This is a genomic window from Pseudomonas sp. BP01, assembly GCF_022760795.1.
In the GTDB taxonomy this organism is placed as follows: Bacteria; Pseudomonadota; Gammaproteobacteria; order Pseudomonadales; family Pseudomonadaceae; genus Aquipseudomonas; species Aquipseudomonas putida_Q.
Genome location: NZ_JAFBKA010000024.1, coordinates 19,140 through 43,771, shown reverse-complemented (window position 1 = coordinate 43,771; position 24,632 = coordinate 19,140). Strand labels below are relative to the sequence as shown.

At 64.6% G+C, this 24,632-nt stretch carries 26 protein-coding genes, 1 tRNA gene and 1 pseudogene; 16 read left to right on the top strand and 12 right to left on the bottom strand.

All coding sequences use genetic code 11. The annotated features are described in order from the left end of the window. The first annotated feature begins 116 nt into the window (after positions 1-116). The 3 genes from selA to JOY50_RS20225 all read left to right on the top strand — a co-directional run bounded on the left by selA (position 117) and on the right by JOY50_RS20225 (position 3,565). Complete coding sequence (gene selA / locus JOY50_RS20235; protein ID WP_243055742.1) at positions 117-1,544, top strand: L-seryl-tRNA(Sec) selenium transferase; 1,428 nt, start codon at positions 117-119, stop codon at positions 1,542-1,544. Continuing rightward, entirely contained in the window at positions 1,541-3,463 is a 1,923-nt protein-coding gene (gene selB, locus JOY50_RS20230; protein WP_243055752.1) for a selenocysteine-specific translation elongation factor, read from the top strand. The genes selA and selB overlap by 4 nt, the downstream gene beginning before the upstream one ends. Before the next feature lie 6 nt (positions 3,464-3,469). Then, positions 3,470-3,565: transfer RNA gene (locus JOY50_RS20225), tRNA-Sec, on the top strand. Between the two features lie 121 nt (positions 3,566-3,686). On the opposite strand, the gene JOY50_RS20220 is transcribed toward JOY50_RS20225, so the two are convergent. Together JOY50_RS20220 and JOY50_RS20215 are read right to left on the bottom strand one after the other, a co-directional pair. Beyond that, positions 3,687-4,676, bottom strand: a complete 990-nt coding sequence (locus JOY50_RS20220; protein WP_405045997.1) for an asparaginase — start codon at positions 4,674-4,676, stop codon at positions 3,687-3,689. Positions 4,677-4,748: 72 nt separating this feature from the next. Continuing rightward, positions 4,749-6,191: a sodium:alanine symporter family protein gene (locus tag JOY50_RS20215; RefSeq protein ID WP_063424877.1), complete on the bottom strand. Its 1,443-nt coding sequence runs from the start codon at positions 6,189-6,191 to the stop codon at positions 4,749-4,751. 178 nt (positions 6,192-6,369) lie between these two features. Here JOY50_RS20215 and JOY50_RS20210 point away from each other — a divergent pair, with 178 nt between their 5' ends. Next, positions 6,370-7,179 carry a helix-turn-helix transcriptional regulator gene (locus JOY50_RS20210; RefSeq protein ID WP_016497761.1) on the top strand — a complete coding sequence of 270 codons (810 nt, stop codon included), beginning with the start codon at positions 6,370-6,372 and terminating at the stop codon, positions 7,177-7,179. Positions 7,180-7,190: 11 nt separating this feature from the next. Here JOY50_RS20210 and JOY50_RS20205 read toward each other — a convergent pair. Beyond that, positions 7,191-8,036 (bottom strand): annotated as a pseudogene (locus JOY50_RS20205) (alpha/beta hydrolase). Positions 8,037-8,263: 227 nt separating this feature from the next. Between JOY50_RS20205 and JOY50_RS20195 the strand changes: the two are divergent. Beyond that, positions 8,264-9,148, top strand: coding sequence for a sugar nucleotide-binding protein (locus JOY50_RS20195; RefSeq protein WP_132846741.1), 885 nt, complete (start codon positions 8,264-8,266; stop codon positions 9,146-9,148). Continuing rightward, positions 9,141-10,073 carry an NAD-dependent epimerase/dehydratase family protein gene (locus JOY50_RS20190; RefSeq protein ID WP_019471907.1) on the top strand — a complete coding sequence of 311 codons (933 nt, stop codon included), beginning with the start codon at positions 9,141-9,143 and terminating at the stop codon, positions 10,071-10,073. The genes JOY50_RS20195 and JOY50_RS20190 overlap by 8 nt, the downstream gene beginning before the upstream one ends. Positions 10,074-10,204: 131 nt before the next feature. Here the strand turns inward: JOY50_RS20190 and JOY50_RS20185 are convergent, their stop codons facing one another. Then, on the bottom strand, positions 10,205-10,648 hold the full coding sequence (locus JOY50_RS20185) for a helix-turn-helix domain-containing protein (protein ID WP_132846742.1): 444 nt from the start codon (positions 10,646-10,648) through the stop codon (positions 10,205-10,207). A gap of 102 nt (positions 10,649-10,750) precedes the next feature. On the opposite strand from JOY50_RS20185, the gene JOY50_RS20180 reads away from it, so the two are divergent. Further along, positions 10,751-11,956, top strand: coding sequence for an MFS transporter (locus JOY50_RS20180; RefSeq protein ID WP_243055737.1), 1,206 nt, complete (start codon positions 10,751-10,753; stop codon positions 11,954-11,956). Here JOY50_RS20180 and JOY50_RS20175 read toward each other — a convergent pair. From JOY50_RS20175 to JOY50_RS20155, 5 genes are all read right to left on the bottom strand, one after another. Next, positions 11,944-12,627, bottom strand: coding sequence for an OmpW family protein (locus tag JOY50_RS20175; protein WP_014589498.1), 684 nt, complete (start codon positions 12,625-12,627; stop codon positions 11,944-11,946). The genes JOY50_RS20180 and JOY50_RS20175 overlap by 13 nt on opposite strands. Before the next feature lie 109 nt (positions 12,628-12,736). Next, positions 12,737-13,249 carry a DUF3299 domain-containing protein gene (locus JOY50_RS20170; protein ID WP_132846745.1) on the bottom strand — a complete coding sequence of 171 codons (513 nt, stop codon included), beginning with the start codon at positions 13,247-13,249 and terminating at the stop codon, positions 12,737-12,739. A 126-nt stretch (positions 13,250-13,375) separates the two neighbouring features. Next, positions 13,376-14,641, bottom strand: a complete 1,266-nt coding sequence (locus JOY50_RS20165; protein WP_243055736.1) for an ABC transporter permease — start codon at positions 14,639-14,641, stop codon at positions 13,376-13,378. Further along, positions 14,641-15,351 carry an ABC transporter ATP-binding protein gene (locus JOY50_RS20160; protein WP_243055735.1) on the bottom strand — a complete coding sequence of 237 codons (711 nt, stop codon included), beginning with the start codon at positions 15,349-15,351 and terminating at the stop codon, positions 14,641-14,643. The genes JOY50_RS20165 and JOY50_RS20160 overlap by 1 nt, the downstream gene beginning before the upstream one ends. Further along, complete coding sequence (locus JOY50_RS20155) at positions 15,352-15,927, bottom strand: DUF2796 domain-containing protein (RefSeq protein ID WP_243055734.1); 576 nt, start codon at positions 15,925-15,927, stop codon at positions 15,352-15,354. Between the two features lie 130 nt (positions 15,928-16,057). On the opposite strand from JOY50_RS20155, the gene JOY50_RS20150 reads away from it, so the two are divergent. Then, a complete protein-coding gene (locus tag JOY50_RS20150) occupies positions 16,058-16,402 on the top strand; it encodes a hypothetical protein (protein WP_243055733.1) in 345 nt (114 codons plus the stop codon). Positions 16,403-16,538: 136 nt separating this feature from the next. Here JOY50_RS20150 and trxA read toward each other — a convergent pair whose 3' ends face one another. The 3 genes from trxA to JOY50_RS20135 are packed head-to-tail and all read right to left on the bottom strand — an operon-like array spanning position 16,539 to position 18,555. Beyond that, positions 16,539-17,411 (bottom strand): thioredoxin, encoded by an 873-nt coding sequence (gene trxA / locus JOY50_RS20145; protein ID WP_132846750.1) that lies wholly within the window; start codon positions 17,409-17,411, stop codon positions 16,539-16,541. A 31-nt stretch (positions 17,412-17,442) separates the two neighbouring features. Then, the gene (locus tag JOY50_RS20140; protein ID WP_019472337.1) at positions 17,443-18,102 is read right to left on the bottom strand and encodes a methyltransferase; all 660 of its coding nucleotides are present in this window, start codon (positions 18,100-18,102) and stop codon (positions 17,443-17,445) included. Then, on the bottom strand, positions 18,103-18,555 hold the full coding sequence (locus JOY50_RS20135; protein ID WP_138737151.1) for a hypothetical protein: 453 nt from the start codon (positions 18,553-18,555) through the stop codon (positions 18,103-18,105). A 106-nt stretch (positions 18,556-18,661) separates the two neighbouring features. On the opposite strand from JOY50_RS20135, the gene nrdR reads away from it, so the two are divergent. The 8 genes from nrdR (at position 18,662) to JOY50_RS20095 (ending at position 24,629) form a co-directional block, all read left to right on the top strand. Continuing rightward, complete coding sequence (gene nrdR, locus JOY50_RS20130; RefSeq protein ID WP_003255402.1) at positions 18,662-19,126, top strand: transcriptional regulator NrdR; 465 nt, start codon at positions 18,662-18,664, stop codon at positions 19,124-19,126. A 2-nt stretch (positions 19,127-19,128) separates the two neighbouring features. Then, entirely contained in the window at positions 19,129-20,259 is a 1,131-nt protein-coding gene (gene ribD, locus JOY50_RS20125; protein ID WP_138737152.1) for a bifunctional diaminohydroxyphosphoribosylaminopyrimidine deaminase/5-amino-6-(5-phosphoribosylamino)uracil reductase RibD, read from the top strand. Between the two features lie 42 nt (positions 20,260-20,301). Next, a complete protein-coding gene (locus JOY50_RS20120; RefSeq protein WP_132846754.1) occupies positions 20,302-20,967 on the top strand; it encodes a riboflavin synthase in 666 nt (221 codons plus the stop codon). 18 nt (positions 20,968-20,985) lie between these two features. Further along, positions 20,986-22,077 carry a bifunctional 3,4-dihydroxy-2-butanone-4-phosphate synthase/GTP cyclohydrolase II gene (gene ribBA, locus JOY50_RS20115; RefSeq protein ID WP_016497781.1) on the top strand — a complete coding sequence of 364 codons (1,092 nt, stop codon included), beginning with the start codon at positions 20,986-20,988 and terminating at the stop codon, positions 22,075-22,077. Between the two features lie 91 nt (positions 22,078-22,168). Beyond that, a complete protein-coding gene (gene ribE, locus JOY50_RS20110) occupies positions 22,169-22,645 on the top strand; it encodes a 6,7-dimethyl-8-ribityllumazine synthase (protein WP_003255395.1) in 477 nt (158 codons plus the stop codon). After that, the gene (nusB, locus tag JOY50_RS20105) at positions 22,642-23,142 is read left to right on the top strand and encodes a transcription antitermination factor NusB (RefSeq protein WP_132846755.1); all 501 of its coding nucleotides are present in this window, start codon (positions 22,642-22,644) and stop codon (positions 23,140-23,142) included. The genes ribE and nusB overlap by 4 nt, the downstream gene beginning before the upstream one ends. A gap of 18 nt (positions 23,143-23,160) precedes the next feature. Further along, positions 23,161-24,129: a thiamine-phosphate kinase gene (gene thiL, locus JOY50_RS20100; RefSeq protein ID WP_132846756.1), complete on the top strand. Its 969-nt coding sequence runs from the start codon at positions 23,161-23,163 to the stop codon at positions 24,127-24,129. After that, complete coding sequence (locus JOY50_RS20095; RefSeq protein WP_010951803.1) at positions 24,126-24,629, top strand: phosphatidylglycerophosphatase A; 504 nt, start codon at positions 24,126-24,128, stop codon at positions 24,627-24,629. The genes thiL and JOY50_RS20095 overlap by 4 nt, the downstream gene beginning before the upstream one ends. Positions 24,630-24,632: the final 3 nt, after the last annotated feature.

Sequence of the window (24,632 nt, the reverse complement as noted above, 5' to 3'; positions counted from 1 at the left end):
GGTAAACCCGCTCCCACAGGTACTGCGCAAGCCTTGAGTGCAGCCCGGACCCTGTGGGAGCGGGTTCACCCGCGAAGAGGCCAGTACAGACACCGGATCAGCCAAGGTAGTACCGCATGTCTTCAAGCCTCGCCAGCGACACCCTACGCCTGCCTTCCATCGACACCCTCCTGCGCCACCCGGCCGGCCTCGCACTGATCGACCGCCACGGCCGCGACGCGGTCCTGTCCACCCTGCGCCAGCTGCTCGACGACCTGCGCGCCCCCGCCCGCAACGGTGAACTCACCCCCGCCGAACTGGCCCCCGAAATCCTCTTGGGCCGCACCGGCGAACGCCTGGCCGTTCAGCAGCGCAGCCAGGTCCGCCGCGTGTTCAACCTCACCGGCACCGTGCTGCACACCAACCTGGGCCGCGCCTTGCTACCGGAAGAAGCCATCGAGGCCATGCAGATCGCCGCCCGCTATCCGCTCAACCTGGAATTCGACCTGGCCACCGGCAAACGTGGCGACCGCGATGACTTGATCGAAGGCCTGATCCGCGAGCTGACCGGCGCCGAAGCCGTCACCGTAGTCAACAACAATGCCGCCGCCGTGCTGCTGGCGCTCAATAGCCTGGGCGCGCGCAAAGAGGGCATCATCTCCCGGGGTGAACTGATCGAGATCGGCGGCGCATTCCGCATCCCCGACATCATGGCCCGTGCCGGCGTGAAGCTGCACGAGATCGGCACCACCAACCGCACCCACGCCCGCGACTACGAGGCTGCCATCGGCCCGCGCACCGGCTTGCTGATGCGCGTGCATTGCAGCAACTACAGCATCCAGGGCTTTACCACCCACGTGCCCACGGCCGAGCTGGCGCGCATCGCCCACCAACATGAGCTGCCGCTGCTCGAAGACTTGGGCAGTGGCAGCCTGCTAGACCTTACTTGCTGGGGCCTGCCCGCGGAACCCACGGTGCGCCAGGCGTTGGCCGACGGCGCCGATATCGTCACCTTCAGTGGCGACAAACTGCTGGGCGGGCCGCAAGCCGGGATCATCGTCGGTCGCAAGGACTTGATTGCCAGGATCAAGAAAAACCCGCTCAAGCGTGCGCTGCGCGTCGACAAGATCACCCTCGCTGCACTCGAAGCGGTGTTGGCGCTGTACCGTAACCCGGACCGCCTGGCCGAGCGCCTGCCCAGCCTGCGTCTGTTGACCCGCAGCCAGGCCGAGATACAGGCCCAGGCCGAGCGCCTGGCGCCTGAGCTCAAGGCTCTGCTCGGTGAGCAGTGGGTCGTCAGCGTGGAGCCGGCGCTGGGCATGATCGGCAGTGGCAGCCAGCCGGTGGCGCGCTTGCCCAGTGCAGCCCTGTGCCTGCGCCCGCAGGTATCGAAGAAGTTGCGAGGGCGCAGCCTGCATGTGCTGGAGCGGGCACTGCGTGGCCTGCCGGTACCGGTGCTCGGCCGTATCGATGACGACGCCCTGTGGCTGGACCTGCGCCAACTGGATGACGAAGCCCAGTGGCTGGCGCAATTACCCGCCTTGCAGCTGGGGCCGGTGCAGTGATCGTCGGTACCGCCGGCCATATCGACCATGGCAAGACCGCACTGCTGCAGGCGCTGACCGGGCAGGCCGGCGACCAGCGTCAGGAGGAACGTGCCCGCGGCATGACCATCGACCTGGGGTACCGCTACGCGACCCTTGTCGAAGGTGCACCGCTGACTGGCTTCATCGATGTGCCGGGCCACGAGCGTTTTATCCACAACATGCTGGCCGGTGCCCACGGTATCGACCTGGTGCTGTTGGTGGTGGCTGCCGACGACGGGGTCATGCCGCAGACCCGCGAGCACCTGGCGATCATCGAGCTGTTGGGCATTCCTCAGGCTTTGGTGGCGATCAGCAAGTGTGACCGGGTCGAGCCGGCGCGCCTGGCCGAAGTGCGGGCGCAAGTCAGCGAACTGCTGGCGCCCGGGCCGTATGCCGGTGCGCGGCAGTTTCCAGTCTCCAGCATCAACGGGGAAGGCATAGCCGCGCTGCGTCAGGCCTTGCTGGAGGCCGAAGCAGCGGTGCACAAGCGCAGCGATGGTGGCGGTTTTCGCCTGGCCGTCGACCGCGCTTTCGCGGTTACCGGTGCCGGCGTGGTGGTCACGGGCACGGCGCTGGCCGGGCGGGTCAGTGCCGGCGACACCTTGGTGCTGGGCAAGGCCGGCAAACCGGTGCGGGTGCGTGGCCTGCATGCGCAGAACCAGGCCGCGCTGGTGGCCGAGGCAGGCCAGCGGGTGGCATTGAATATCACGGCCGAACGGCTGGCGATGGAGCAGGTGCATCGGGGTGACTGGCTGGTGCCCGAGTGGCTGTATGCGCCCAGCGTGCGGGTGGATATCGAGCTGAACCTGCTGCCGGGCGAGCCCCGCGCGTTTGAACATTTCAGCGCTGTACACGTGCACCTCGGCACCCAGGATGTAACGGCCCGGGTGGCCTTGCTCGAAGGTGAGTCCTTGGCAGCGGGGCAGCGCATGTTCGCCCAGCTGCTGCTCAATGCGCCGTTGCAGGCCGTGCACGGCGATCGCCTGGTGCTGCGTGACCAGCGTGCCCAGCGCACCTTGGGGGGCGGCAAGGTACTCGACCCGTTCGCGCCAAGCCGGCAGCGCCGCAGCGATGAGCGCCTGCGCCAGTTGCAGGTGCTGCGGGATGCCGAGGACTTGGAGCAGGCCCTGCCGGCACTGCTCGCCAGCGCCCCCGGTGGCCTCGACCCCCAGCGGCTTGAGCGGCAGTTCAATCGACCGCGCGCGACCTGGCAGTTGCCACAAGAGGTATTGGTGGTGGCCACGCGGCAGGGCCAGCTGCTGTTCGCCAATACCCAGTGGCAGGCGCTGAAGCAACAGGTGCTGGAGCACTTGGCGCGGTTCCATGAGCAAGAGCCTGACCAACTGGGCCCGGACCGTGACCGCCTGCGTCGCTTTGCGGCCTTGCCGCTGGAGCGGCCGGCATTCGTCAGCCTGCTGGATGAACTGCTCGATGACGGCGCCATCGCCAGCAGCGGGCCCTGGCTGCATTTGCCCGATCACAAGGTGCAGTTGAGCGAAGCCGACAGTGCGTTGTGGGCGCGCTTGCAGCCGAAGTTGCTGGAGGGGCAATACGATCCGCCCTGGGTCAGGACGCTGGCAACTGAGGAGAATTGCGCCGAAGCCGAAGTGCGCCTGCTGCTGCGCAAGCTGGCTAGGCTTGGTGTGGTGCACCAGGTGGTGCGTGACCTGTTCTACCCAGAGGCGACGCTACAGCGCATGGCAGAGCTGTTGCTGCGGCAGGCCAGCGAAACGCCGATAGTGCAGGTGGCCGCGTTTCGCGATATGTTGGGCATCGGTCGCAAGCGCAGTGTGCAGATTCTGGAATATTTCGACCGCATCGGCCTGACCCGCAGGGTGGCCGACCAGCGTCACATCCGCGCCGACAGCGCCCTGGCCCAGCAACAGGCCAGGCACTGAGTTCAAGGAAGGCAATCGCGCCCGGTGGCGCGGCCGGGCTTCAAACCCGGTTGGGGACGGCAGCCGTTCCCGGGCAGGTTCGACTCCCGCTGCCTTCCGCCAATCATTTGTACCGGGGCTGCTTCGCAGCCCATCGCGACACAAGGCCGCTCCTACACAGGACTGCGCTGTACCTGTAGGAGCGGCCTTGTGTCGCGATGGGGCGCGAAGCGGCCCCAGTCAATCAGGCCCGTTCCCCACAAAGATCCACGGCGAACCACCGCTCTGCCGTGTCAACATCCAGCCCCGCCCCCAGCAGCGCAACCATCTTGCCCAGCGCCGCCTCGCGGGTCATGCCACCCCCGCTGACCAGCCCGGCCCCACGCAAGCGGTTACCCGCCGCATAGGTATCGAACACCACCGAACCCTCAGGGCACTGGCTGATTGCTGCCAGCATCACGCCGCGCTGGCGCGCTGCGCTAAGCACATCCAGTAGCGCCTGGTCATCCGACGGCCCGGTACCGCTGCCGTAGCACTCCAGCAGCAAACCCTGCACACCACTGTCGATGAAAGCCTGCAAGTGCGCGGCCTGCAGCCCGGGGAAGACCGGCACGACTGCCAGGTTGACCGGCTGACGCGGCTGCTTGTAGCCAAGTGCGGCAGGGATAATATCGGCCCGCTCGCCATCACGATGGCGCGGCAGCGCAGCAAAGGCATCGAACGCCTCGCTGCGCAACTTCGACGCCCGGCAGCCATGCAGCAACTGGCCATGGAAGTACAGTTGCACGCCATTTTCCAGGCCGGATTCGAAATGGTGCAACGCGCCGCACAGGTTGGCCCAGGCATCGCTATCCGCGGCGCCTGCCGGCAGCATCGAACCGGTCAGCAGCACCGGCACTGGCAGGCCCAGCAGCAAGAACGACAACGCCGCGGCGCTGTAAGCCATGCTGTCGGTGCCGTGCAGCACCAGCACGCCATCATGGCCTGCCACATCCACGGCTTCGACGATGGCATCGCGCATCGCCAGCCAGTTGTGCTGCTGCATGTTGGCGCTGTCGAGCAGCGGGTTCAGTTCCTGCAGCGTCCATTGCAGCTGTGGCGCATCGGCCATGTGGGCGAAGTGTTCGCGCATCCGCGCTTCGAAGCCCCCGGCTGGCGCCAGGCCCTCTGGGGTTTCGAGCATGCCGATGGTGCCACCGGTATAGAGAACGAGGAGATTCTTTACTGCACGCATGGAAAACATCCGTAGCGGTGAGCCGAGAAAGAAAAGCCGCCCGCGGAAGGGGCGGCTGGGCAGGGGAGGATATCAGCGCTGCGGCTGAGCCTGGACGGCTGCTTTGTCAGCGGCTGTTTCCACCTGCGGGTTGGCAGGCCAGGCATTGCGGTCCAGGTCCAGGTCGGCGAACTTGCTCGAGTCGAACACAGGCTGGCCGATACCGGCTTTGCGCTGGTCGTCATAGTCACGCATGACGCGCAGGCCGACCTTGAACAGCAGGGCCAGGGCCACCAGGTTGACGAAAGCCAGGCAGGTCATGGTGATGTCGGCGAAGGCGAACACGGTCGACAGGTCTTGCATCGAGCCCCACACCACCAGTGCCAGCACCAGGCCACGGAACACCATCAGCACCACGCGGTTGCGGGTGAGGAACTGCAGGCTGTTCTCGCCCAGATAGTAGTTGTAGAGGATGCAGGTGAACACGAACAGCGACAGCGCCACGCTGACGAACACACGGCCCCAGTCACCGACCACGGCGGCCAGCGAGTTCTGGGTCAGGACAATGCCGTCACCCTCGAAGCCCGGGGTGTAGAAGCCCGACAGCAGGATCAGCAGCGCGGTGCAGGTGCAGATCACGAAGGTATCGAGGAACACACTGAAGGCCTGGACCACGCCCTGGGCGCCCGGGTGTTTCACGGCTGCCACGGCGGCGACGTTCGGCGCACTGCCCAGGCCTGCTTCGTTGGCAAACACGCCACGCTTCACGCCCATGACGATGGCGCTGCCGAGCAGGCCGCCAAACGCCGGGTCGAGGCCGAAGGCGCTCTTGAAGATGGTTTCCAGCATGGCCGGCACGTGTTCGATCTGGGTGCCGATCACGTACAGGGTCACGCCGATGTAGGCCAAGGTCTTGATCGGTACCAGCAGGTCCGACACTGCGGCGATGCGCTTGATGCCGCCGATGAAGGTGATGGCCAGCAGCACTGCCAGGACGATACCGGTCTGGCTTGGGGCAAAGTCAAAGGCGTTCTGCAGCGAGTGGGTCACGGTGTACGACTGCAGGCCAATGAAGGCAAAGCCGTAGGTGACCAGCAGCAGGACCGAGAACACGATGGCCATGCTTTTGCGCTTCAGGCCGTGCTGGATGTAGTAGGCCGGGCCGCCACGGTACAGGCCGTCGCCGTCGGCGCGCTTGTAGACCTGGGCCAGGGTGCACTCGAAGAAGCTGCTGGACATACCCACCAGTGCGGTGACCCACATCCAGAACACGGCGCCCGGGCCACCCAAGGTCACGGCGATACCGACACCGGCAATGTTACCGGCGCCAACGCGGCCGGCCAGGCTGAGCATCAGGGCCTGGAAGGAGCTCAGCTGGCCTGCCTGGCCACGCAGCGATTCCTTGAAAACGGTGAACATGTGGCCGAAATGGCGGAACTGAACGAAACGCGAACGGATAGTGAAGTAGCTACCCAGCCCTACGATCAGCACGATGAGGAGTTTCCCCGAAAGGAAATCGTTGAGTACTTCGAGCATTGGAAAATGACCTCGATTCTTATTCTTCGTGTGGAAAGACCAGCGGACGGCAGGCGCACCGCTATTCGTTGGGGCGAATGGTTGGCCATGACAAGAGTCGTTACAATTTCGCGGGTTGCTCTGACTTGATGCTAGTTGATGCTACAATGGCGCCATTCGCGTCACCTGGGTTCCGCACATGAGCGATCATTTCGCCACCAACCTCAAACTGGCTTGCAGCCACTACCGCTCTATCTCCGAAGTTTGCCGGCAGCTCTCGATCAACCGCGCGCAGTTCAACAAGTACCTGAGCGGTCAGAGCCGTCCGACGGCGTTCAACCTCAAGCGCATTGGCGATTTCTTCGGGGTCGAGGATTACGAACTGAACCTGCCGGCCGAGCAGTTCGCCCGGCTGATCGGCGCACGGGTGTCCACCTTGGCCGAGCAGCCCAGCGACCCGATCAGCGAACTGTTCCGCCCGCTGCACGATCATGCGGGCAACCTGTCGCGCTATTGCGGTTATTACTTCGAATATTCCAACTGCATGTCGGTGCCGGGCACGATCCTGGTCTCGCTGGTGCACCTGTGGGAAGAGCGCGGCCGTTTCCTGTTCGAGCGCCAGGAGCGCCAGGAGCGTTCCAGTGCCACGGACCAGCATGCCGAGGTGCGCTGCCGCTACCTGGGCGCGGCGTTTCAACTGCAGGACCGGGTGTTCCTCATCGACTACGAGTCGCTCACCTTCAACGAAATGAGCCAGACCATTCTCATCCCCAGCTTCAAAAGCCGCATCACCCGCCTGAACGGCCTCAAGGCCGGGGTTTCCAGCGGCGACCGGCGCAACCCGGCCTGCACCCGGGTGGTGTGGGAGTACCTGGGCGAGGAGATCAATCGCATCAATGCGTATCGGCAGGTGAAACTGTACCGCCCGGATGATCCGCGAATAGATGATGATGTGCGTGAGCGGTTGAGTGTGGGGCCGTTGCGCAACAGTTTGTTCGAGATCGAGTAATGCTCAACAAGTCAGGCGTCTTCGAGGATGAATCCCGCCACGGCGCTGGCAACCTGATCCGCAATCGCTGGCGTACTTCGTAAGTGGGAAGCGATGCCATGGTCGCAGTCGGTAAGAAACAGGCATTGCAAATGCGCTGCTGGAACTGATTGCATCAGGGCCTGGGTAACTTCTTCAGGAATCGGGCTGTAGCGCTCGGCACTGGCCAGCCACAGGCTACCTGCACTGGTCCCTGGGCCTTTGCCGAATCGTTGTGAGTTGAGCCCGTCATACTCGCCAATCACCATCAGCACTCTGCCTTGGAACTGCTTGAGGAAGGCGTAGCTGTCGCTGTCCAGAAAGCCGTAGGGTTTGCTGATGGCTGTGGTGAATGCCGGGCCAAACGGCGCCCGGTGGGCATCATCTGGATAAACCGCTGGGCAGATCAACACGATCCTGTCCACTTGCGGCAACCGTGCCGCAAGTTTCAGCGTGATTGCCGCGCCCAGGCTGTGGCCGATCAGTGTTCGGCATCGAGGTGCGATATGCGTATGAAACCGCTGTGCCTCTTTGAGGTTGGTAGCCAGTGACGGTGCCACTGCGCCTGGCTCGCTGGCGAGGCTGTGACCAGAAAGATTGCCGGTGAGCGACCCGATGCCAGCGGCTTGCAAGCGATAGAGCAGTGGGTTGAGCCGGGTAAAGTCCTAGCGCGCGCCACCCAGCACCAATGCCGGCGCTGCGCGCTCTGTATCAGGTACAAGCAACCGGGCCTGTTGCTGGTAGCTTCCGAATTGTTCGTCGATGAACAGCTCTTTGCCCGGGGCCGGCTCGTCGAATTGCCATTTCAGGCGCTGCTGGGTGCCAGTTTGCAAGTGCATGACGGTCTCTGAAAAGCCATGATTGGCGCTATTGTCACGCAAAAGAGGCTAGTCGAGATCTCCCCCTTGCGCGGCTGTACATTCGGCATTGACGGCAGGTGAAGCAGACGGTAATCAGCATCAGCAAATCCGTCCATGGCATTCACCGGGCCCTGCGTTGGACTTCCCCGCCCGGAAACCGCAAAATGACCCCTTTCCTTCATCAACCTCTCGGATCTGCTGACTCTATGCGTATGCGCCTAATGCTGTTGGGTGGTGGCAATGCCCTCGGGCAAGCGCTGATTCGTCTTGGGGCCGAGGAGGACATTGCTTTCCTGGCGCCGCGCCCTCCCGAGAATGGCTGGACGCCGGCCAACCTCACCCAGTTGCTCGACGATCACCGCCCCGACGCCCTGGTCAACCTGGCCTATTACTTCGACTGGTTCCAGGCCGAGTCGGTCAGCGAGCAACGCCTGGCTCAACAGGAGCGGGCAGTGGAGCGGCTGGCAGAGCTGTGCCAGCACCACCAGATCACCCTCGTGCAACCTTCCAGCTACCGGGTATTCGATGGTTCGCGGGCAACGGCCTACAGCGAAAAGGACGAGCCCGTGCCGCTGGGGCAGCGTGGCCAGGCCTTGTGGCGCATCGAGCAGAGTGTGCGTGCGACCTGCCCACAGCACGTGCTGCTGCGCTTCGGCTGGTTGCTCGACGAGAGCATCGACGGCTCGCTGGGCCGCTTCCTGACCCGTGCAGAGCAGCCGCAAGAGCTGCTGCTGGCCGATGACCGGCGTGGCAACCCGACGCCGGTCGACGATGCCGCACGGGTGATTCTGTCGGTGCTCAAGCAACTCGATTGCAGTGCGCCGCTGTGGGGCACTTACCATTACGCCGGCAACGAGGCGACCACGCCGCTGGCGCTGGGCCAGGCTATCCTTACCGAAGCAGGCCAATACCGCCAACTGGCGGTGCAGGCGCCGACACCGCAGGCCCATGCCGCACGGCCGGATGCCAGCGAAGAGCCGCAGAACGCTGTACTGGCCTGCAAGAAAATCCTTCATACCTTCGGCATCAAGCCGCGCGCCTGGCGCGCAGGCCTGCCGCCTCTACTGGACCGGTTCTACCGCCATGGCTGACGCCCCCATCCTGATCACCGGCGGTGCCGGCTTCATTGGCTCCCACCTGTGCGATGCGTTGTTGGAAAAAGGCTACGCCGTACGCATTCTCGACGACTTCTCAACCGGCCGGCGGAGCAACCTGCAGGTTGGCCACCCACGGCTGGAACTGATCGAAGGCGATGTCGCCGACGCCGGGCTGGTCACGCAGGCTGCGGGAGGCTGCAGTGCTGTGGTGCACCTGGCGGCGGTGGCTTCGGTGCAGGCCTCGGTCGAAGACCCGGTGCGTACCCACCAGAGCAACTTCATCGGTACCCTCAACGTGTGCGAAGCTATGCGCGTGCACGGTCTGCGCCGGGTGTTGTTCGCCTCCAGTGCGGCGGTGTACGGCAACAATGGCGAGGGTGAATCGATTGCCGAGGACACGCCCAAGGCGCCGCTGACGCCCTACGCCGTGGACAAGCTGGCCAGTGAGCAGTATCTGGACTTCTACCGCCGTCAGCATGGCCTGGAGCCGGTGGTGTTCCGTTTCTTCAATATCTTCGGGCCACGCCAGGACCCGTCCTCGCCGTATTCCGGGGTAATCAGCATCTTCTGCGAGCGCGCAGTGCAGGGCTTGCCGATCACCATCTTCGGCGATGGCGAGCAGACCCGCGACTTCCTTTACGTGGGCGACCTGGTGCAGGTAATGGTGCAGGCGCTGGAGCAGCCGCAGGTCGAGGAGGGGGCTGTGAATATCGGCCTCAACCAGGCCACCTCGCTGAACCAGTTGCTGGTGGCGCTGGAGAAGGTGGTGGGCAGCTTGCCGGCGATCACGCATGTGGCGGCGCGTGCCGGTGACATTCGCCATTCGCGGGCGGATAACCAGCGGCTGCTGGCGCGGTTCGAGTTTCCGCAGGCGACGCCGATGGTTGAGGGCCTGGCGCGGCTATTGGGTAAAGGCTGATTTCCTGGGGGCGCTTTGCGCCCCTATCGCGACACAAGGCCGCTCCTACAACGACCGCGTAAAGCCAATGGACTTGCGGTCACTGTAGGAGCGGCCTTGTGTCGCGATGGGCTGCGCAGCAGCCCTAAAAATCACCCATGCCGCACAACCCTGCGCAGGCAATCCTCGGCCCCCAGTACCCGCCCATCCAAAGCTCGCACCTGCAAAGTCTCGATAGCCTGCCCTTTGGCAGCCTCGAACAATTCAGAACGCGCTTCCCCCGCTTCAAACAGGTATCGCTCCCCCCACTGCCTAAAGCCAACCACCACCGGAAACACCGACCGCCCTTTCTCGGTCAGCACATATTCCTTGTAGGCACTGCCATCCGACGCCGGCTGTGTGATCAGCAACCCGCTTTCCACCAGCAGCTTGAGCCGTGAGGCGAGGATGTTCTTCGCCAGCCCCAGGTTCTTCTGAAATTCACTGAACCGCCGCAAGCCGTCAAAGGCATCGCGCAGGATCATCAGTGCCCAGCGATCACCCAGCACCTCCAGCGCCCGGGCTACGGGGCACTGCGCATTGTTTTCATCGAGCATGGCTCAAACCTGTGTTGATTACCTGGTTGCAGATTAAAACCACATTTGCTAAATAGCCAGTGTGTGGTTTCAAAACGAAACCGGATTGATGAGAGCGGTCCTATGAAGCCTTCGCTGACACGCTGGATAACGCTGTTGCTTGCCACCACCAGCGCCATGGCCGTGGCGACGGTTTACTTCGCCCAGCCTCTGCTTGAGTCGATGGCTACCGACCTGGGAGTGGCGCAGCAGCAGATTGGCTGGGTGGTCGGCGCGACCCATGCGGGCTACGCCGTGGGTCTGCTATTGATCGTGCCCCTGGGGGACCTGGTCGATCGCAAGCGCCTGTTGCTCTGGCAGTTGCTGCTCTCGGCGTTGGCGCTGGTCGGTGTCGGCGTGGCGCCGAACTGGGCAATGTTGCTGTTGGCGCTGGCCATCACCGGGTTGATGGCAGTCATGGTGCAGGTGATGGTGGCTCACGCCGCGAGCCTGGCCTCACCGGGCCAGCAAGGGCAGGCGGTAGGCACCGTCACCAGTGGTGTGGTGTTGGGCATTCTGCTGGCACGCCTGGTGTCGGGCGGGTTGGCTGATCTGGCCGGTTGGCGCAGTGTTTATCTGGTCGCCGCAGGGCTATTGATGTTGCTGGCCCTGGTGCTGTGGCGCAGCCTGCCCGGTGGGCGGCCGATGGGGCAGCGGCCGGGTTACCGGGCGCTGATCGTGGCCCAGTTCAGTTTGTACCGGCACGACAGGTTGCTGCGCCAGCGCGGCGTGTTCGGGGTGTTGATCTTCGCCGCGTTCAGTGTGCTGTGGGGTGCCATGGTCATGCCGCTCAGTGCTGCGCCGTTGCTGCTGAGCCATACCGAGATCGGCCTGTTCGGCCTGGCAGGTGTCGCGGGCACATTGGCGGCTTCGCGTGCCGGTCGCCTGGCAGACCAAGGGCAGGGGGAGCGCACCACCGGGCTGGCGCTGGCCCTGCTGACGCTGTCGTGGTTGCCCACAGCTTTTGTCGGGCAGTCGCTGATGGCCTTTGTGCTAGGTGTGCTGATGCTGGATTTTGCCGTGCAGGCGGTGCATGTCACCAACCAGAGCCTGTTGCTGGCAGGTCGTGGCGCGATGGCCAGCCGCTTGATCGGCGCCTACATGTGCTGCTATTCGCTTGGCAGCGGGCTGGGGGCGGTGCTTGCGAGTTGGGTGCATGCCCATTGGGGGTGGGCTGCGGTGTGTGGGCTTGGCATGGCCATCAGCGCGGCCGCGCTGGGCTACTGGCTATGGCTGCAACGCGTGAGGGCGGCCGAAGCCGCCCTGCAGTGTTCAGGTCAGAACTTGTAGCCAAGGCCGACCATGTACACCCACGGGTCGACATCGACGTCGACCTTGGTCTTGCTGTAGCCCAGCGCGGTCGGGCCGTTGACGCTGGCTTTGGTGTCGATGTCGACGTACCAGACCGAGGCGTTGACCAGCAAGTTGTCGGTCAGCATGTAGTCCATGCCCAGTTGGCCGGCAATACCTACCGAATCCTGCAGCTTGAGGTTGCTGAAGCCTTGTTGCTTGCGTGCGCTGCTCAGGTCTTCGTCGAAGAACAGGGTGTAGTTGATACCCACGCCGGCGTACGGCTGGAAGCGCGAATTCGGCTCCATCGGGTAGTACTGCAGCGACAGGGTCGGTGGCAGTTGCTTGATGTCGGCCAGCTTGCCGTCCAGCCCGCCGCCCAGGCCTTTTACGCCGACGGTGTGCTTGAACGGGGTGGCTGCCAGCAGCTCCAGGCCGATGTGGTCGGTGAGCATGTAGGCAAAGGTCAGGCCCAGCTGGGTGTCGCTGTCCAGGGTCGCCTTGGTGCCCGACACCTTGTTGCCGTCGAACTTCAGGTCGCCGCTGCTCTCGTTCGGGGCAGTGGTGATGGCGCCTGCGCGCAGGATCATGTCCCCCGCCTGATAGGCGTGGGCAGCAGGGGCGGCGAGCGCAAGGGCCACAAGCGAGGCGCCGAGCAAGGACTTGTTCATGGAAGCTCCCAAAGGACGTTATTAATCGAGTAGTCCAATGGTACGGAGGTGGTTAAACAGAAAGTTTGACCCAGCTCAAAGAAGCGTCTTCACGAATTCGAAACAGTTCTCATCTCAGCTCATAAACGTAGATTTTCTCGGCTTCCATCTGGTAGCCGGCGTCGGCCAGTTCGCTGCTGGAGGCTCTGACTTGCATCTTTCCCTCGATCCAGTACGGCTGGTAGAGGTCTTCGACGCGCACGCCCATCTCGCTGAAAATATGCACGATCTGGTTCGACGGTGGCGGCGGCACGTGGATGCACGCCCCGTAGTAAGGGACCAGCAGGAATTCGGTGGTGCGGCCTTCTTCGCTGACCTCCAGCGGCACGATGTAGCCCGGCAGCTTGACCTGCTGGCCGTCGAGGCCCTTCACCACTGGGGCATCGGGGGCTTGCTGGCGCGCGGGTGGGGCGGCTTCGGCAGACAGGGCGTTGCTAAGCTGTGACATGTCGTGCAGCGGCGCCAGTTGTGGCGGGATGACCGGGGCGCCTTCGGGGATCAGGGCGGGCCAGTCCAGCTCCTTGGGTTCTGCGGCCCATAGCGGCATTGCTACCAGCAACAGCAGGGCCAGCAGCAGGTGCATTGCCGGCCTCTTCGCGGGCATGCCCGCTCCCACAGGTCCTCTATAAGGCCTGAGGCTTGTGGAGAACCCTGTGGGAGCGGGCGTGCCCGCGAAGCAGGCGATGAGGTGTCTGATCATTACGCGCACTCAGAGGTGTATGGACAGGCCATCGGCCAGCGACTGCCGATAAGCCCGCCACGCCGGCACGCTGCCCATGAGCAACGCCGCCCCCAGGATGATAGCCAGCAAGGTCCATTCATGTGCGCTCGGCAGGGCCAGTGGCAAATTCAAACCATAGTTGGCCTGCACGTACCCTTGGGCCAGGGCAATCCCCGCATACAGCAAGCCAAGCCCGGCCACGATCCCGACCGCGGCCAGTGACAGCGCCTCCAGTACCAGCAGCCCCGCGATATGCCACGGCCTGGCCCCGACCGAACGCAAGATCGCCATCTCCCGGCGGCGCTCGTTGAGGCTGGTGAGAATAGCCGTCAGCATGCCGATCAGGCCGGTCAATACCACGAACAGCGACACCACGAACAACGCTTGTTCCGCTGTGCCCATCAGGCTCCACAGCTCTTGCAGGGCCACACCTGGCAGGATTGCCAACAAGGGCTCGCTGCGGTACTCGTTGATCTCGCGCTGCAGGCTGAAGGTCGCGATCTTGTTGTTCAGGCCCAGCATGAACGCGGTAATGGCGGCAGGTTGCAGGTCCATCGTGCGTGCCTGGTCGGCGCTGATGCGCCCGGCGCCTCGGGCCGGGACGCCGTTGTGCCAGTCGATATGGATGGCCTCCATACCGCCCAGGCCGATATGCAGGGTGCGGTCGACCGGTGTGCCGGTGCGCTTGAGCACACCGACCACGGTGAACGGCTTGTCGTCGTGTTTGACCAGGCTGATGGCTGCCACGCCGTGGGCCAGCACCAGCTTGTCACCCAGCTTGTAGTGCAACGCCTCGGCCACTTCGGCGCCGAGCACCACCTCGAACGGGTCGCTGGCAAACTCACGCCCCTGGCTCAGTTGCAAGTGCTGGCGGCGGCCGTACTGGTAATGGCTGAAGTAATCCGTCGTGGTGCCCATCACCCTGTAGCCGCGGTGCGAGTCGCCCAGCGAGATCGGGATCGCCCACTTCACGCGCGGGTCCTGTGCATAGTGCTGGAAGCTGTCCCAGCGGATGTTGTTGGTGGCGTTGCCAATGCGGAACACCGAATACAGCAGCAGGTTCACCGAACCGGAGCGGGCGCCGACAATCAGGTCGGTGCCGCTGATGGTGCTGGCGAAGCTGGCGCGCGCTTCTGTGCGAACGCGTTCCACCGCCAGCAGCAGGCACACTGACAGGGCGATTGCGAAGGCGGTGAGCAAGGCGGTGAAGCGGCGGTTGGCCAGGCTGGCCAGGGCAAGGCGGAGCAGGTACATCAGGCCTCCCGGGGCTTGGCGGCGCGGTTGAGGTCGACCAGGGAAAGGTGACGGTCGAACAGTGGCGCCAGGCTCTGGTCGTGGCTGACGAACAGCAGGCTGGCACCGGCTGCGCGGCATTCATCGAACAGCAGGCGGATGAACGCTTCGCGTGTGTCGGCATCCAGCGCCGAGGTCGGTTCGTCGGCAATCACCAGTTCTGGCTGGCCGATCAGGGCGCGTGCGGCGGCGACCCGCTGTTGCTGGCCGATCGACAGGCTGTCGGCGCGGCGGGCGAGCAGGGTGGGGTCGCCCAGGCCCAGGTGGGCCAGCAGCGTGCAGGCCGCCTGGTCGACACTGCCATGGCGCTGTTCGGCGCGGGCCTTGCGGCTGCGCGAGAAGTGGCAGGGCAGCTCGACGTTTTCAAGCACCGAGAGGAATGGCAGCAGGTTGAACTGCTGAAAAATGTAGCCCGTGTGATCGACCCGAAAGCGGTCACGGGCCCCCTGGCCCAGCTTGCCGAGGTCCTGCCCGAGCAACTGAATGCTGCCTTGGGCCGGCACGTTCACCCCGCCCAGCAGGCCCAGCAAGGTGGTCTTGCCACTGCCGCTGGGGCCCTTGAGGAACAGGGCTTCACCGGCGTCCAGGTGGAATGCCGGAATATCCAGCAACGGTGGCTGACCTGGCCAGGCGAACACCAGGTCATGCAGTTCGATCAACGGCTGGCTCATTCAGAAGGCAACCGCTGCCTTGGCCGGCGTGGTTTCCACGCCTTTCTGGCCGTTGGGGCCGATCAGTTGCACGTTGATTTTCTGGGTTGCCGGGAAGGCCTTGTACAGGGGCGCCAGGTCCACCTGTGCCAGTTTGTCTGGGTTGGCGCAGGTCAGCTGGTAATGGGCACCGATGTCGCTGTGCGGGTGGCCATGCGCGTGCTCATCATCGTCGTCGGCTTTCGGGGCATCACCGAACAGCGGGCTTTCCAGCTCCTGCTGTTCCTCTTTGCAGTTTGCTGCTGCAGAAAGGCCGAACAGCTTCAGTGGTTGTTCGAGTTGCTGGCGCACGGCAGCAACCTTGGCCTTGTCGGCATCGCTGCTGGCGGCATGCTCGAAGCCCACCAGGTTCATCGCCGGGCTGTCCAGCTCCAGCTCCAGAGTGTTGCCATCGAGCACGACGTTGAGCTTGGCCACGCCATGCTCGTGGGCGCCCAGCGTGCCATGGGCGTGATCATGATCATGGGCGTCATCGTGGGCATGGGCCACGGCCAGTGGCAGCAAGGCGAAGGGCAGGGCGAGCAGCAGGCGACGCATGGACGACTCCGGGGCGGGCTGGAAGATTGGGTTATGTTATAACAACTTTTCTGCCCGCCGCCAGCCTGCGTGGCTAAGGTTTCATGTTGCGGTAGCATGGCTGCATTGACCTGGGCTCAAGGAATGCATCATGAGAATTCGTGGACAGATTGGTGACTGGCCGGTGGACCTGACCATCGAGCTGGCGCCTGAAGAGTGGGCGCAACTGGGTAAGCACATCGAGGTGCCCGCTGTGGCACAGGGTGCTGCGACGGCTACTGTTGCGGCACCGCGCCATGATGACGTGCAATGGACTGCAGCGCGTGATGTGCTGCGCCTTGCCGGGCAGATGAGCGGGCCGGAGTTGCTGGACCGGCTGGAAGGGCTGGCGGGAAGCACGGCGGCGGGCAAACGGCTGCTGGTGCGCTTGCGGCACAGCAGTGAGGTGAAGGTGGAAAGTGGCGTGGACTCGCCGGTCTATCACTGGGTTGGGTGAATTGGTATTGCCTGTTCTGGCCTCTTCGCGGGCGCGCCCGCTCCCACAGGATTTCACCGCACTGGGGAGCTGTGCAGCACCTGTGGGAGCGGGCGTGCCCGCGAACGAGGGCGAAGCCCTCGCAAATGCCATCAGGTCAGAACATCGCCGCCGACAGCTTGCGGCGATAAACGCTCACCAGCGGGTGATCCCCCCCCAGCAACTCGAACACCTGCAGCATCGCCTTCTGCGGCAAGCCATTCTCGTAACCACGGTTACGCTGGAACAGCTTCAGCAACCCATCCAGCGCCGCCTCGTACTGCTGGCGCGCCAGTTGCTGAATGCTCAGCTGGTAAGCCGCCTCGTCATCCTGCGGGTTCTGCGCCAGGCGGCTTTTCAGGTCTGCCACTTCCGGCAGGCTGGCGGCCTGGCGCAGGAAGGTCAGCTGGGCCTTGGCACCGGCCAGCGCAGCCTTGTGCTCGTCGGTCTTGACCGCATCCAGCACCACCTGGGCTTCGCCCAGTTCACCGCGCTCCGCCAGGCAGCGGGCGTACAGGATCAGCGCCTCGGCATTGCTGTTGTCTTCACCCAGCAGCGCCTGCAACAGCGCTTCGGCTTCAGCAAAGCGGCTTTCGGCAAACAGCGCCTTGGCCTGCTCCAGCGGCGAAGCAACGGGTGCAGCGGGCATCTGCACGTGCGGCTCGAGCATGGCGCGAATCGCTGATTCCGGTTGAGCCCCGGCAAAACCGTCCACCGGCTGGCCGTCCTTGAACAGCACCACGGTCGGCAGGCTGCGGATACCGAACTGGGCAACCACCTGTTGCTCCACGTCGCAGTTGATCTTGGCCAGTAGCAGCTCGCCCTGGTAACCCTCGGCGATCTTGGCCAGCAACGGCATCAGTGCCTTGCAGGGTGCGCACCACTCGGCCCAGAAGTCCACCAGCACCGGCTTGTGGAAGGAGTTCTCGATTACCAGTTGCTGGAAGTTGGCATCGGTAGCGTCGAAAATGTAAGGCGTGTCTTGGGTCATCGCGACTCTCGCAAACTCGTGAATGGCACCACTATAAGGCGTCGCGGCTGGCGTGGTACAGGCTGACCCTGCGGAATTCGTGTGGCTCGGCCAGGTCCGGCAGGGTCAGCGCTTCAAGTACGCCCAACTGCTGGTACAGCGGGTGGCTGAAGTCGCGTACCCGCGAGTCCGCCACCAGCGCCTGGCGGCCGCGGCCGAGGAAGGCGTCCAGCAGCGGCAGGTTGGCGCGGTCGTACAGCACATCGGCCACCAGGATCAGGTCGAAGCGGTCGTCTTCGGCAAAGAAGTCACTGCTGTAACTCAGCTCGACCCCGTTCAGCGCGGCGTTGGCGCGGCAGGCATCAAGGGCCAGCGGGTCGAGGTCGCAGGCCACCACTTCCAATGCACCGGCGCGCGCGGCGGCAATACCGGCGATACCTGAGCCGGCACCAAAGTCCAGCACGCGCTTGCCGGCCACCCACTCCGGGCGCTCGGCCAGGTACCGGGCCATGGCCAGGCCACTGGCCCAGCAAAAACTCCAGTAGGGCGGCTCTTCAAGAATGCGCCGGGTTTCGTCGCTGCTGAAGGCGCGGTCCATGTTCTGGTCGTCGATCAACCACAGCTTCAGGTCACAGCCGGGCAGCTCGCTGACGATCAGGCGCGCTTCGCCGATCAGGCCGCTGAGGGCCTGCTGCAGGGCCAGCGGCGCCACTTACGGCGCCTTCTCGAAACGCAGCGGGCCGGTGGCCTGGGTCTGGGCTTGGGTAATGCGCACGGGGGGCAGGTGCATGATCAACTGGCCGGAACGGCTGGCGCGGCCACGCAGCTCGACCCGCGTACCGGCCGGGAAGGCTTCGGGGTTAAAGCGCAGGTGATAGGGCAGGGCCTGGCCGGTGCCGGTCAGGTTGCTACTGGCCAGCAGGCGTTGCGGGCGGCCACGTTCGTCGATGATCAGCAAGGCCAGTTCCACGTCGGCACCGGCCGGGATTTCCAGCAAGGTGCCGCTCAGTTCGCGCTGGTAGGCCGGCAACGGGCCCAGTACTTCGGCCGGTTTGGCCGAGCGGGTTGGCGTGGGCGCCGGGGGCGTATCGGTTATCGGCCTGTCGCTGCCGCAGGCAGCGAGCAGGGCGGCGCAGCACAGCACGACGAGCGCTCGGTAGTGCATGGGGGAGTCCTTAACGGGCAGATTTCCCATGGATGTTAACCCCTTTGGCTTGTCTTGCCAGTGCAATGCGCTACCATGGCCCTCCCTTTTTTTGTTGCCTGCCACCATGCACTGTCCCTTTTGCGGTGCCAACGACACCAAGGTCATTGACTCTCGCCTCGTTGCCGAGGGCGAGCAGGTGCGCCGCCGCCGCGAATGCGTGGCCTGTGGCGAGCGCTTTACCACTTTCGAAACCGCCGAGCTGGTGCTGCCCCGGCTGATCAAGCAGGACGGTACGCGCCAGCCTTTCGACGAAGAAAAGCTGCGCGCCGGCATGCAACGGGCGCTGGAAAAGCGCCCGGTCAGCGTCGAGCGCCTGGAAGCGGCGCTGGCGCACATCAAGAGCCGCTTGCGTGCCACGGGCGAGCGCGAAGTCAAATCGCTGGTGGTGGGTGAAATGGTCATGGCCGAGCTGCGCAAGCTCGACGAAGTGGCCTATATCCGCTTTGCCTCAGTGTACCGACGCTTCCAGGACCTCGACGAGTTCCGCGAAGAGATCGACCGCCTGGCCCGTGAGCCGGCCAAAGAGTGAACATGCCCAGCCAAGCCGCCATCCTTGACGCCCACTACATGGCCCGCGCGCTGGAGCTGGCGCGCAAGGGCCTGTACACCACCCACCCGAATCCGCGCGTTGGCTGCGTGATCGTGCGCGATGGCGAAGTGGTCGGCGAAGGCTGGCACGTGCGCGCCGGCGAGCCGCATGCCGAAGTGCATGCCCTGCGCCAGGCCGGTGAGCGTGCCCGTGGCGCCTGTGCCTACGTTACCCTTGAACCGTGCAGCCACCATGGGCGCACGCCGCCGTGTGCCGAGGCGCTGGTCAAGGCCGGTGTGGCGCGGGTGGTGGCAGCCATGCAGGACCCTAACCCGCAAGTGGCGGGGCAAGGCCTGCGGCGGCTCGCCGAGGCCGGTATCGAGGTGGCCAGTGGCGTGCTCGAAGCCGAGGCCCGCGCACTCAACCCGGGCTTTCTCAAGCGCATGGAAACTGGCCTGCCGTTCGTGCGCGCCAAGTTGGCCATGAGCCTGGACGGCCGCACTGCCATGGCCAGTGGCGAAAGCCAGTGGATTACCGGCCCGGCTGCCCGTTCGGCGGTACAGCGCCTGCGCGCCCGCTCCAGCGTGGTGCTGACCAGCGCTGCCAGCGTGCTGGCCGACAACGCCCGCATGACCGTGCGTGGCACCGAGCTGGGCCTGGATGCCGAAACCACAGCCCTGGCTCTCAGCCGTACGCCGCTGCGCGTACTGGTCGATGGCCGCCTGCGCCTGCCACTGGATGCGCCGTTCTTCCAGGCCGGCCCGGCATTGGTGGTGACCGCTGTCGCAGATGACCCGCGCTATGCCGCTGCCGGCCACGAACTGCTCAGCTTGCCGGGCGACAATGGCCAGGTCGACCTTGCGGCGCTGCTGCAGGCCCTGGCCGCTCGCGGCGTCAACGAAATCCTGCTGGAAGCCGGGCCTGGCCTGGTCGGTGCCTTCGCCCGCCAAGGCCTGGTCGACGAGTATCAGCTGTTCGTCGCCGGCACCTTCCTCGGCTCCCAGGCCCGCCCGTTGCTGGACTGGCCGCTGGACAAGATGAGCGAAGCGCCGCGATTGAAAATTACCGAAATGCGCGCAGTGGGCGATGACTGGCGGGTCACGGCCATCCCCCTGCCGGCGCCCGGCGTATAATGCCGGGCTTGCCCCGTGCAAACCGTTTTTGAGGAAGACCCCATGTTCACCGGTATCATCGAATCCATCGGCACCATCCGCACCCTCACCCCCAAGGGTGGCGATGTGCGCGTCTACGTCGAAACCGGCAAGCTCGACCTGGGCGACGTCAAGCTCGGCGACAGCATCGCGGTCAACGGTGTATGCCTGACCGCCGTCGAATTGCCGGGCAATGGCTTCTGGGCCGACGTCAGCGTCGAAACCCTCAAACGCACCGCATTCATCGACCTCAAGAGCGGCAGCAAGGTCAACCTGGAAAAGGCCCTGACCCCCACCACCCGTCTGGGTGGGCACCTGGTCAGCGGCCATGTCGACGGCGTCGGCGAAATCATCTCGCGCAGCGATAACGCCCGCGCCATCCAGTTCCGTGTGCGTGCACCCAAGGAGCTGGCCAAGTACATCGCCCACAAGGGTTCGATCACCGTCGACGGCACCAGCCTGACGGTCAATGAGGTCAATGGCGCCGAGTTCGAGCTGACCATTGTCCCGCACACCCTGTCCGAAACCATCATGGCCGACTACCGCGCAGGGCGTCGGGTAAACCTTGAGGTCGACCTGCTGGCCCGTTACCTGGAGCGCTTGCTGCTGGGTGACAAGGCTGCCGAACCGAGCAAGGGCAGTGGCATTACCGAAAGCTTCCTGGCCGCCAACGGCTTCTTGAAATCCTGATTGAGAAGGGGGTGCCGCGTGGCGCTCAACAGCATCGAAGAACTGGTCGAAGACATCCGCCAGGGCAAAATGGTCATCCTCATGGATGACGAAGACCGCGAGAACGAAGGCGATATCATCATGGCAGCCGAATGCTGCCTGCCCGAGCACATCAACTTCATGGCCAAGCACGCCCGTGGCCTGATCTGCATGCCGATGACTCGCGAGCGTTGCGAAACACTGAAGCTGCCGCTGATGGCGCCGCGCAATGGCTCGGGCTTCGGCACCAAGTTCACCGTGTCGATCGAAGCCGCCGAAGGCGTCACCACTGGCATTTCCGCCGCCGACCGTGCACGCACCGTGCAGGCCGCCGCAGCGAAGGACGCCAAGGCCGAAGATATCGTCAGCCCTGGCCACATCTTCCCGCTGATGGCCCAGCCGGGCGGTACCCTGGCCCGCGCCGGCCACACCGAAGCTGCCTGCGACCTGGCGCGCATGGCCGGTTTCGAGCCAAGCGGTGTGATCTGCGAAGTGATGAACGATGACGGCACCATGTCGCGCCGCGCCGAGCTGGAAGTGTTCGCCGCCGAGCACGGCCTGAAGATCGGCACCATCGCCGACCTGATCCACTACCGCATGATCCACGAGCGCACCGTGCAGCGTGTATCCGAGCAGCCGGTGGAAAGCGAGCTGGGCGAGTTCAACCTGGTCACCTACCGCGACGCGGTGGAAGGCGACGTGCACCTGGCCCTGACCCTGGGCAAGATCTGCGCCGAAGAGCCGACCCTGGTGCGGGTACACAACATGGACCCGTTGCGCGACCTGCTGCTGGTCAAGCAGCCGGGCCGCTGGAGCCTGCGTGCTGCAATGGCCGCCGTGGCCGAGGCCGGCAGCGGCGTGGTATTGCTGCTGGGTCACCCGCTGGACGGCGACGTGCTGCTGGCGCACATCCGCGAAAGCGCAGGCGATGCGCCGGCCAAGGCGCCGACCACCTACAGCACCGTGGGTGCGGGTTCGCAGATCCTGCGCGACCTTGGTGTGCGCAAGATGCGCCTGATGAGTTCGCCGATGAAGTTCAACGCGATATCCGGATTCGATCTGGAAGTTGTAGAATACGTGCCCTCCGAGTGACTTGAGGCGGCATTGACGCCCTCTGCTCGAGTCCAGACCCCTGTCGAGGCCGCTTGTATGCGGCCTCGCTCTTGAAGATGAGAATATCGGAATGACCCTGAAGACCATCGAAGGTACCTTCATCGCCCCCAAAGGTCGCTATGCTTTGGTGGTTGGCCGCTTCAACAGCTTCGTTGTTGAAAGCCTGGTAAGCGGTGCCGTTGATGCCCTGGTACGCCACGGTGTCAGCGAAAGCGACATCACCATCATCCGTGCCCCGGGCGCTTTTGAAATCCCGCTGGTAGCACAGAAGGTCGCCCAGCAAGGCGCCTACGACGCGATCATCGCCCTGGGCGCCGTGATCCGTGGCGGTACCCCGCACTTCGAATACGTGGCGGGCGAGTGCACCAAGGGCCTGGCCCAGGTGTCCATGGAGTTCGGTGTTCCGGTGGCCTTCGGCGTACTGACCGTCGACTCCATCGAGCAAGCCATCGAGCGTTCCGGCACCAAGGCCGGCAACAAAGGTGCTGAAGCTGCCCTGTCCGCACTGGAAATGGTCAGCCTGCTGGCGCAGTTGGAGGCCAAGTGATTAGCGACGAAAGCGATCGTTTCAACCCGCGCGATCCAAAACCTGCGGATGCCGGCAAGCCCTCGAAGAGCGCCAAGCGCCGCGAAGCCCGCAAGCTCGCGACCCAGGCACTGTACCAGTGGCACATGGCGCAGCATTCGCTGAACGAGATCGAAGCGCAGTTCCGGGTGGATAACGATTTCACCGACGTCGACGGTGCCTATTTCCGTGAAATCCTGCATGGGGTTCCGGCAATCAAGGGCGAAATCGACAAGGCGCTGACGCCTTGCATGACCATGACGCTTGAAGAGCTCGACCCGGTCGAACTGGCCGTGCTGCGTCTTTCCACCTGGGAGTTCATCAAGCGCGTCGACGTACCGTACCGCGTAGTGATCAACGAAGGTGTCGAGTTGGCCAAGGTCTTCGGCGCCACCGATGGCCACAAGTTCGTCAACGGCGTGCTGGACAAGCTGGCACCGTCGCTGCGTGAAGCCGAAGTCAAGGCGAACAAGCGCTGATTCTGGCGCTGCCGAGCCATGGGTGAGTTCGAGCTGATCAACCATTACTTCGCCGCCGCGCCCTGTGCGCAGGGCGGCGAGGGCGTGGCCCTGGGTATCGGCGACGACTGCGCCCTGCTGGCTCTTCCCCCTGGTGAGCAACTGGCGGTGTCGACCGACACCCTGGTCGCCGGGGTGCATTTTCCCGCTGTCTGCGATCCGTTGCTGCTTGGCCAGCGTTCGTTGGCCGTGGCCGCCAGTGACCTGGCCGCCATGGGCGCGACCGCGATCGGCTTCACCCTCGCCCTGACCCTGCCTGACGTTGGCCCTGACTGGCTGGCGGCCTATGCTGATGGCCTCAGCCGCATGGCCCACCGTTGCCGCATGAGCCTGATCGGGGGTGACACTACCCGGGGCCCGCTGAGCATCACCGTCACCGTGTTTGGCCGCGTGCCGGCAGGCCAGGCGTTGCGCCGTAGCGGTGCGCGCCCAGGCGACCTGCTGTGCGTCGGTGGTGTGCTGGGCAAGGCGGCCGGCGCGCTGCCGCTGGTGCTGGGCGAGCGCGAGGCGCCGGCCGAGCAGGCCGAGCCGCTGCTGGCCCATTACTGGTCGCCAATGCCGCAGCTCACCCTCGGCACGCTGCTGCGTGGCCGGGCCACGGCGGCGCTGGACATCTCCGACGGCCTGCTCGCAGATTGCGGGCACATCGCCAAGGCGTCCGGCGTTGCGCTGGAGGTGAACCTGGCCCAGGTGCCAGTGTCTCCTGCTGTAGAGGCGTTCCTCGGGCGCGAAGCGGCCGTGCAGGCCGCCCTCGCCGGTGGCGACGATTACGTGCTGGCCTTCACGCTGCCGCCTGAGGCGCTGGCGCCCCTGGCTGACTTCGGCCTGGTCGAGGTGCATACCATTGGCCGTGTGCTCGAAGGGCAGGGTGTCACCTTGCGTGACGCACAGGGCCGGGACATCACCCCCGTTCAGCGGGGCTATCAACACTTTAGGGAGACACCGTGACCGATCACCCCAATCAGGTGCCTGCGGAGTTTGTTCCGCCTTCGGTCTGGCGCAACCCGTGGCACTTCATCGCTTTTGGCTTCGGTTCCGGTACCTTGCCCAAGGCCCCGGGTACCTGGGGCTCGCTGGTGGCCATACCGTTCATCCCGTTGTGGCAGCTGTTGCCTGACTGGGGCTACTGGCTGTTGCTGGGCGTCAGCATGCTGTTTGGCTTCTGGTTGTGCGGCAAGGTCGCCAATGACTTGCGCGTACACGACCATGAAGGCATTGTCTGGGACGAGATCGTCGGCATGTGGATCACCCTCTGGCTGGTGCCAGAAGGCTGGCAGTGGCTGCTGGCAGGGTTCCTGATGTTCCGCTTCTTCGACATCCTCAAGCCATGGCCGATCCGCTGGATCGACCGCCATGTGCACGGGGGCGTCGGCATCATGCTCGACGATATCCTGGCCGGCGTGTTTGCCTGGCTGGGCATGCAGGTTCTGGTATGGGCGGTTGCCTGAGCA

What these genes read in the sequence shown, in the direction of transcription:
- selA (WP_243055742.1), top strand. Translation starts at nt 117, where the DNA reads ATGTCTTCAAGCCTCGCCAGCGACACCCTACGCCTGCCTTCCATCGAC.
- JOY50_RS20220 (WP_405045997.1), bottom strand. Translation starts at nt 4,676, where the DNA reads ATGCGTGCAGTAAAGAATCTCCTCGTTCTCTATACCGGTGGCACCATC.
- JOY50_RS20215 (WP_063424877.1), bottom strand. Translation starts at nt 6,191, where the DNA reads ATGCTCGAAGTACTCAACGATTTCCTTTCGGGGAAACTCCTCATCGTG.
- JOY50_RS20210 (WP_016497761.1), top strand. Translation starts at nt 6,370, where the DNA reads ATGAGCGATCATTTCGCCACCAACCTCAAACTGGCTTGCAGCCACTAC.
- JOY50_RS20195 (WP_132846741.1), top strand. Translation starts at nt 8,264, where the DNA reads ATGCGTATGCGCCTAATGCTGTTGGGTGGTGGCAATGCCCTCGGGCAA.
- JOY50_RS20190 (WP_019471907.1), top strand. Translation starts at nt 9,141, where the DNA reads ATGGCTGACGCCCCCATCCTGATCACCGGCGGTGCCGGCTTCATTGGC.
- JOY50_RS20185 (WP_132846742.1), bottom strand. Translation starts at nt 10,648, where the DNA reads ATGCTCGATGAAAACAATGCGCAGTGCCCCGTAGCCCGGGCGCTGGAG.
- JOY50_RS20180 (WP_243055737.1), top strand. Translation starts at nt 10,751, where the DNA reads ATGAAGCCTTCGCTGACACGCTGGATAACGCTGTTGCTTGCCACCACC.
- JOY50_RS20175 (WP_014589498.1), bottom strand. Translation starts at nt 12,627, where the DNA reads ATGAACAAGTCCTTGCTCGGCGCCTCGCTTGTGGCCCTTGCGCTCGCC.
- JOY50_RS20170 (WP_132846745.1), bottom strand. Translation starts at nt 13,249, where the DNA reads ATGCACCTGCTGCTGGCCCTGCTGTTGCTGGTAGCAATGCCGCTATGG.
- JOY50_RS20165 (WP_243055736.1), bottom strand. Translation starts at nt 14,641, where the DNA reads ATGTACCTGCTCCGCCTTGCCCTGGCCAGCCTGGCCAACCGCCGCTTC.
- JOY50_RS20160 (WP_243055735.1), bottom strand. Translation starts at nt 15,351, where the DNA reads ATGAGCCAGCCGTTGATCGAACTGCATGACCTGGTGTTCGCCTGGCCA.
- JOY50_RS20155 (WP_243055734.1), bottom strand. Translation starts at nt 15,927, where the DNA reads ATGCGTCGCCTGCTGCTCGCCCTGCCCTTCGCCTTGCTGCCACTGGCC.
- JOY50_RS20150 (WP_243055733.1), top strand. Translation starts at nt 16,058, where the DNA reads ATGAGAATTCGTGGACAGATTGGTGACTGGCCGGTGGACCTGACCATC.
- trxA (WP_132846750.1), bottom strand. Translation starts at nt 17,411, where the DNA reads ATGACCCAAGACACGCCTTACATTTTCGACGCTACCGATGCCAACTTC.
- JOY50_RS20135 (WP_138737151.1), bottom strand. Translation starts at nt 18,555, where the DNA reads ATGCACTACCGAGCGCTCGTCGTGCTGTGCTGCGCCGCCCTGCTCGCT.
- nrdR (WP_003255402.1), top strand. Translation starts at nt 18,662, where the DNA reads ATGCACTGTCCCTTTTGCGGTGCCAACGACACCAAGGTCATTGACTCT.
- ribD (WP_138737152.1), top strand. Translation starts at nt 19,129, where the DNA reads ATGCCCAGCCAAGCCGCCATCCTTGACGCCCACTACATGGCCCGCGCG.
- JOY50_RS20120 (WP_132846754.1), top strand. Translation starts at nt 20,302, where the DNA reads ATGTTCACCGGTATCATCGAATCCATCGGCACCATCCGCACCCTCACC.
- ribE (WP_003255395.1), top strand. Translation starts at nt 22,169, where the DNA reads ATGACCCTGAAGACCATCGAAGGTACCTTCATCGCCCCCAAAGGTCGC.
- thiL (WP_132846756.1), top strand. Translation starts at nt 23,161, where the DNA reads ATGGGTGAGTTCGAGCTGATCAACCATTACTTCGCCGCCGCGCCCTGT.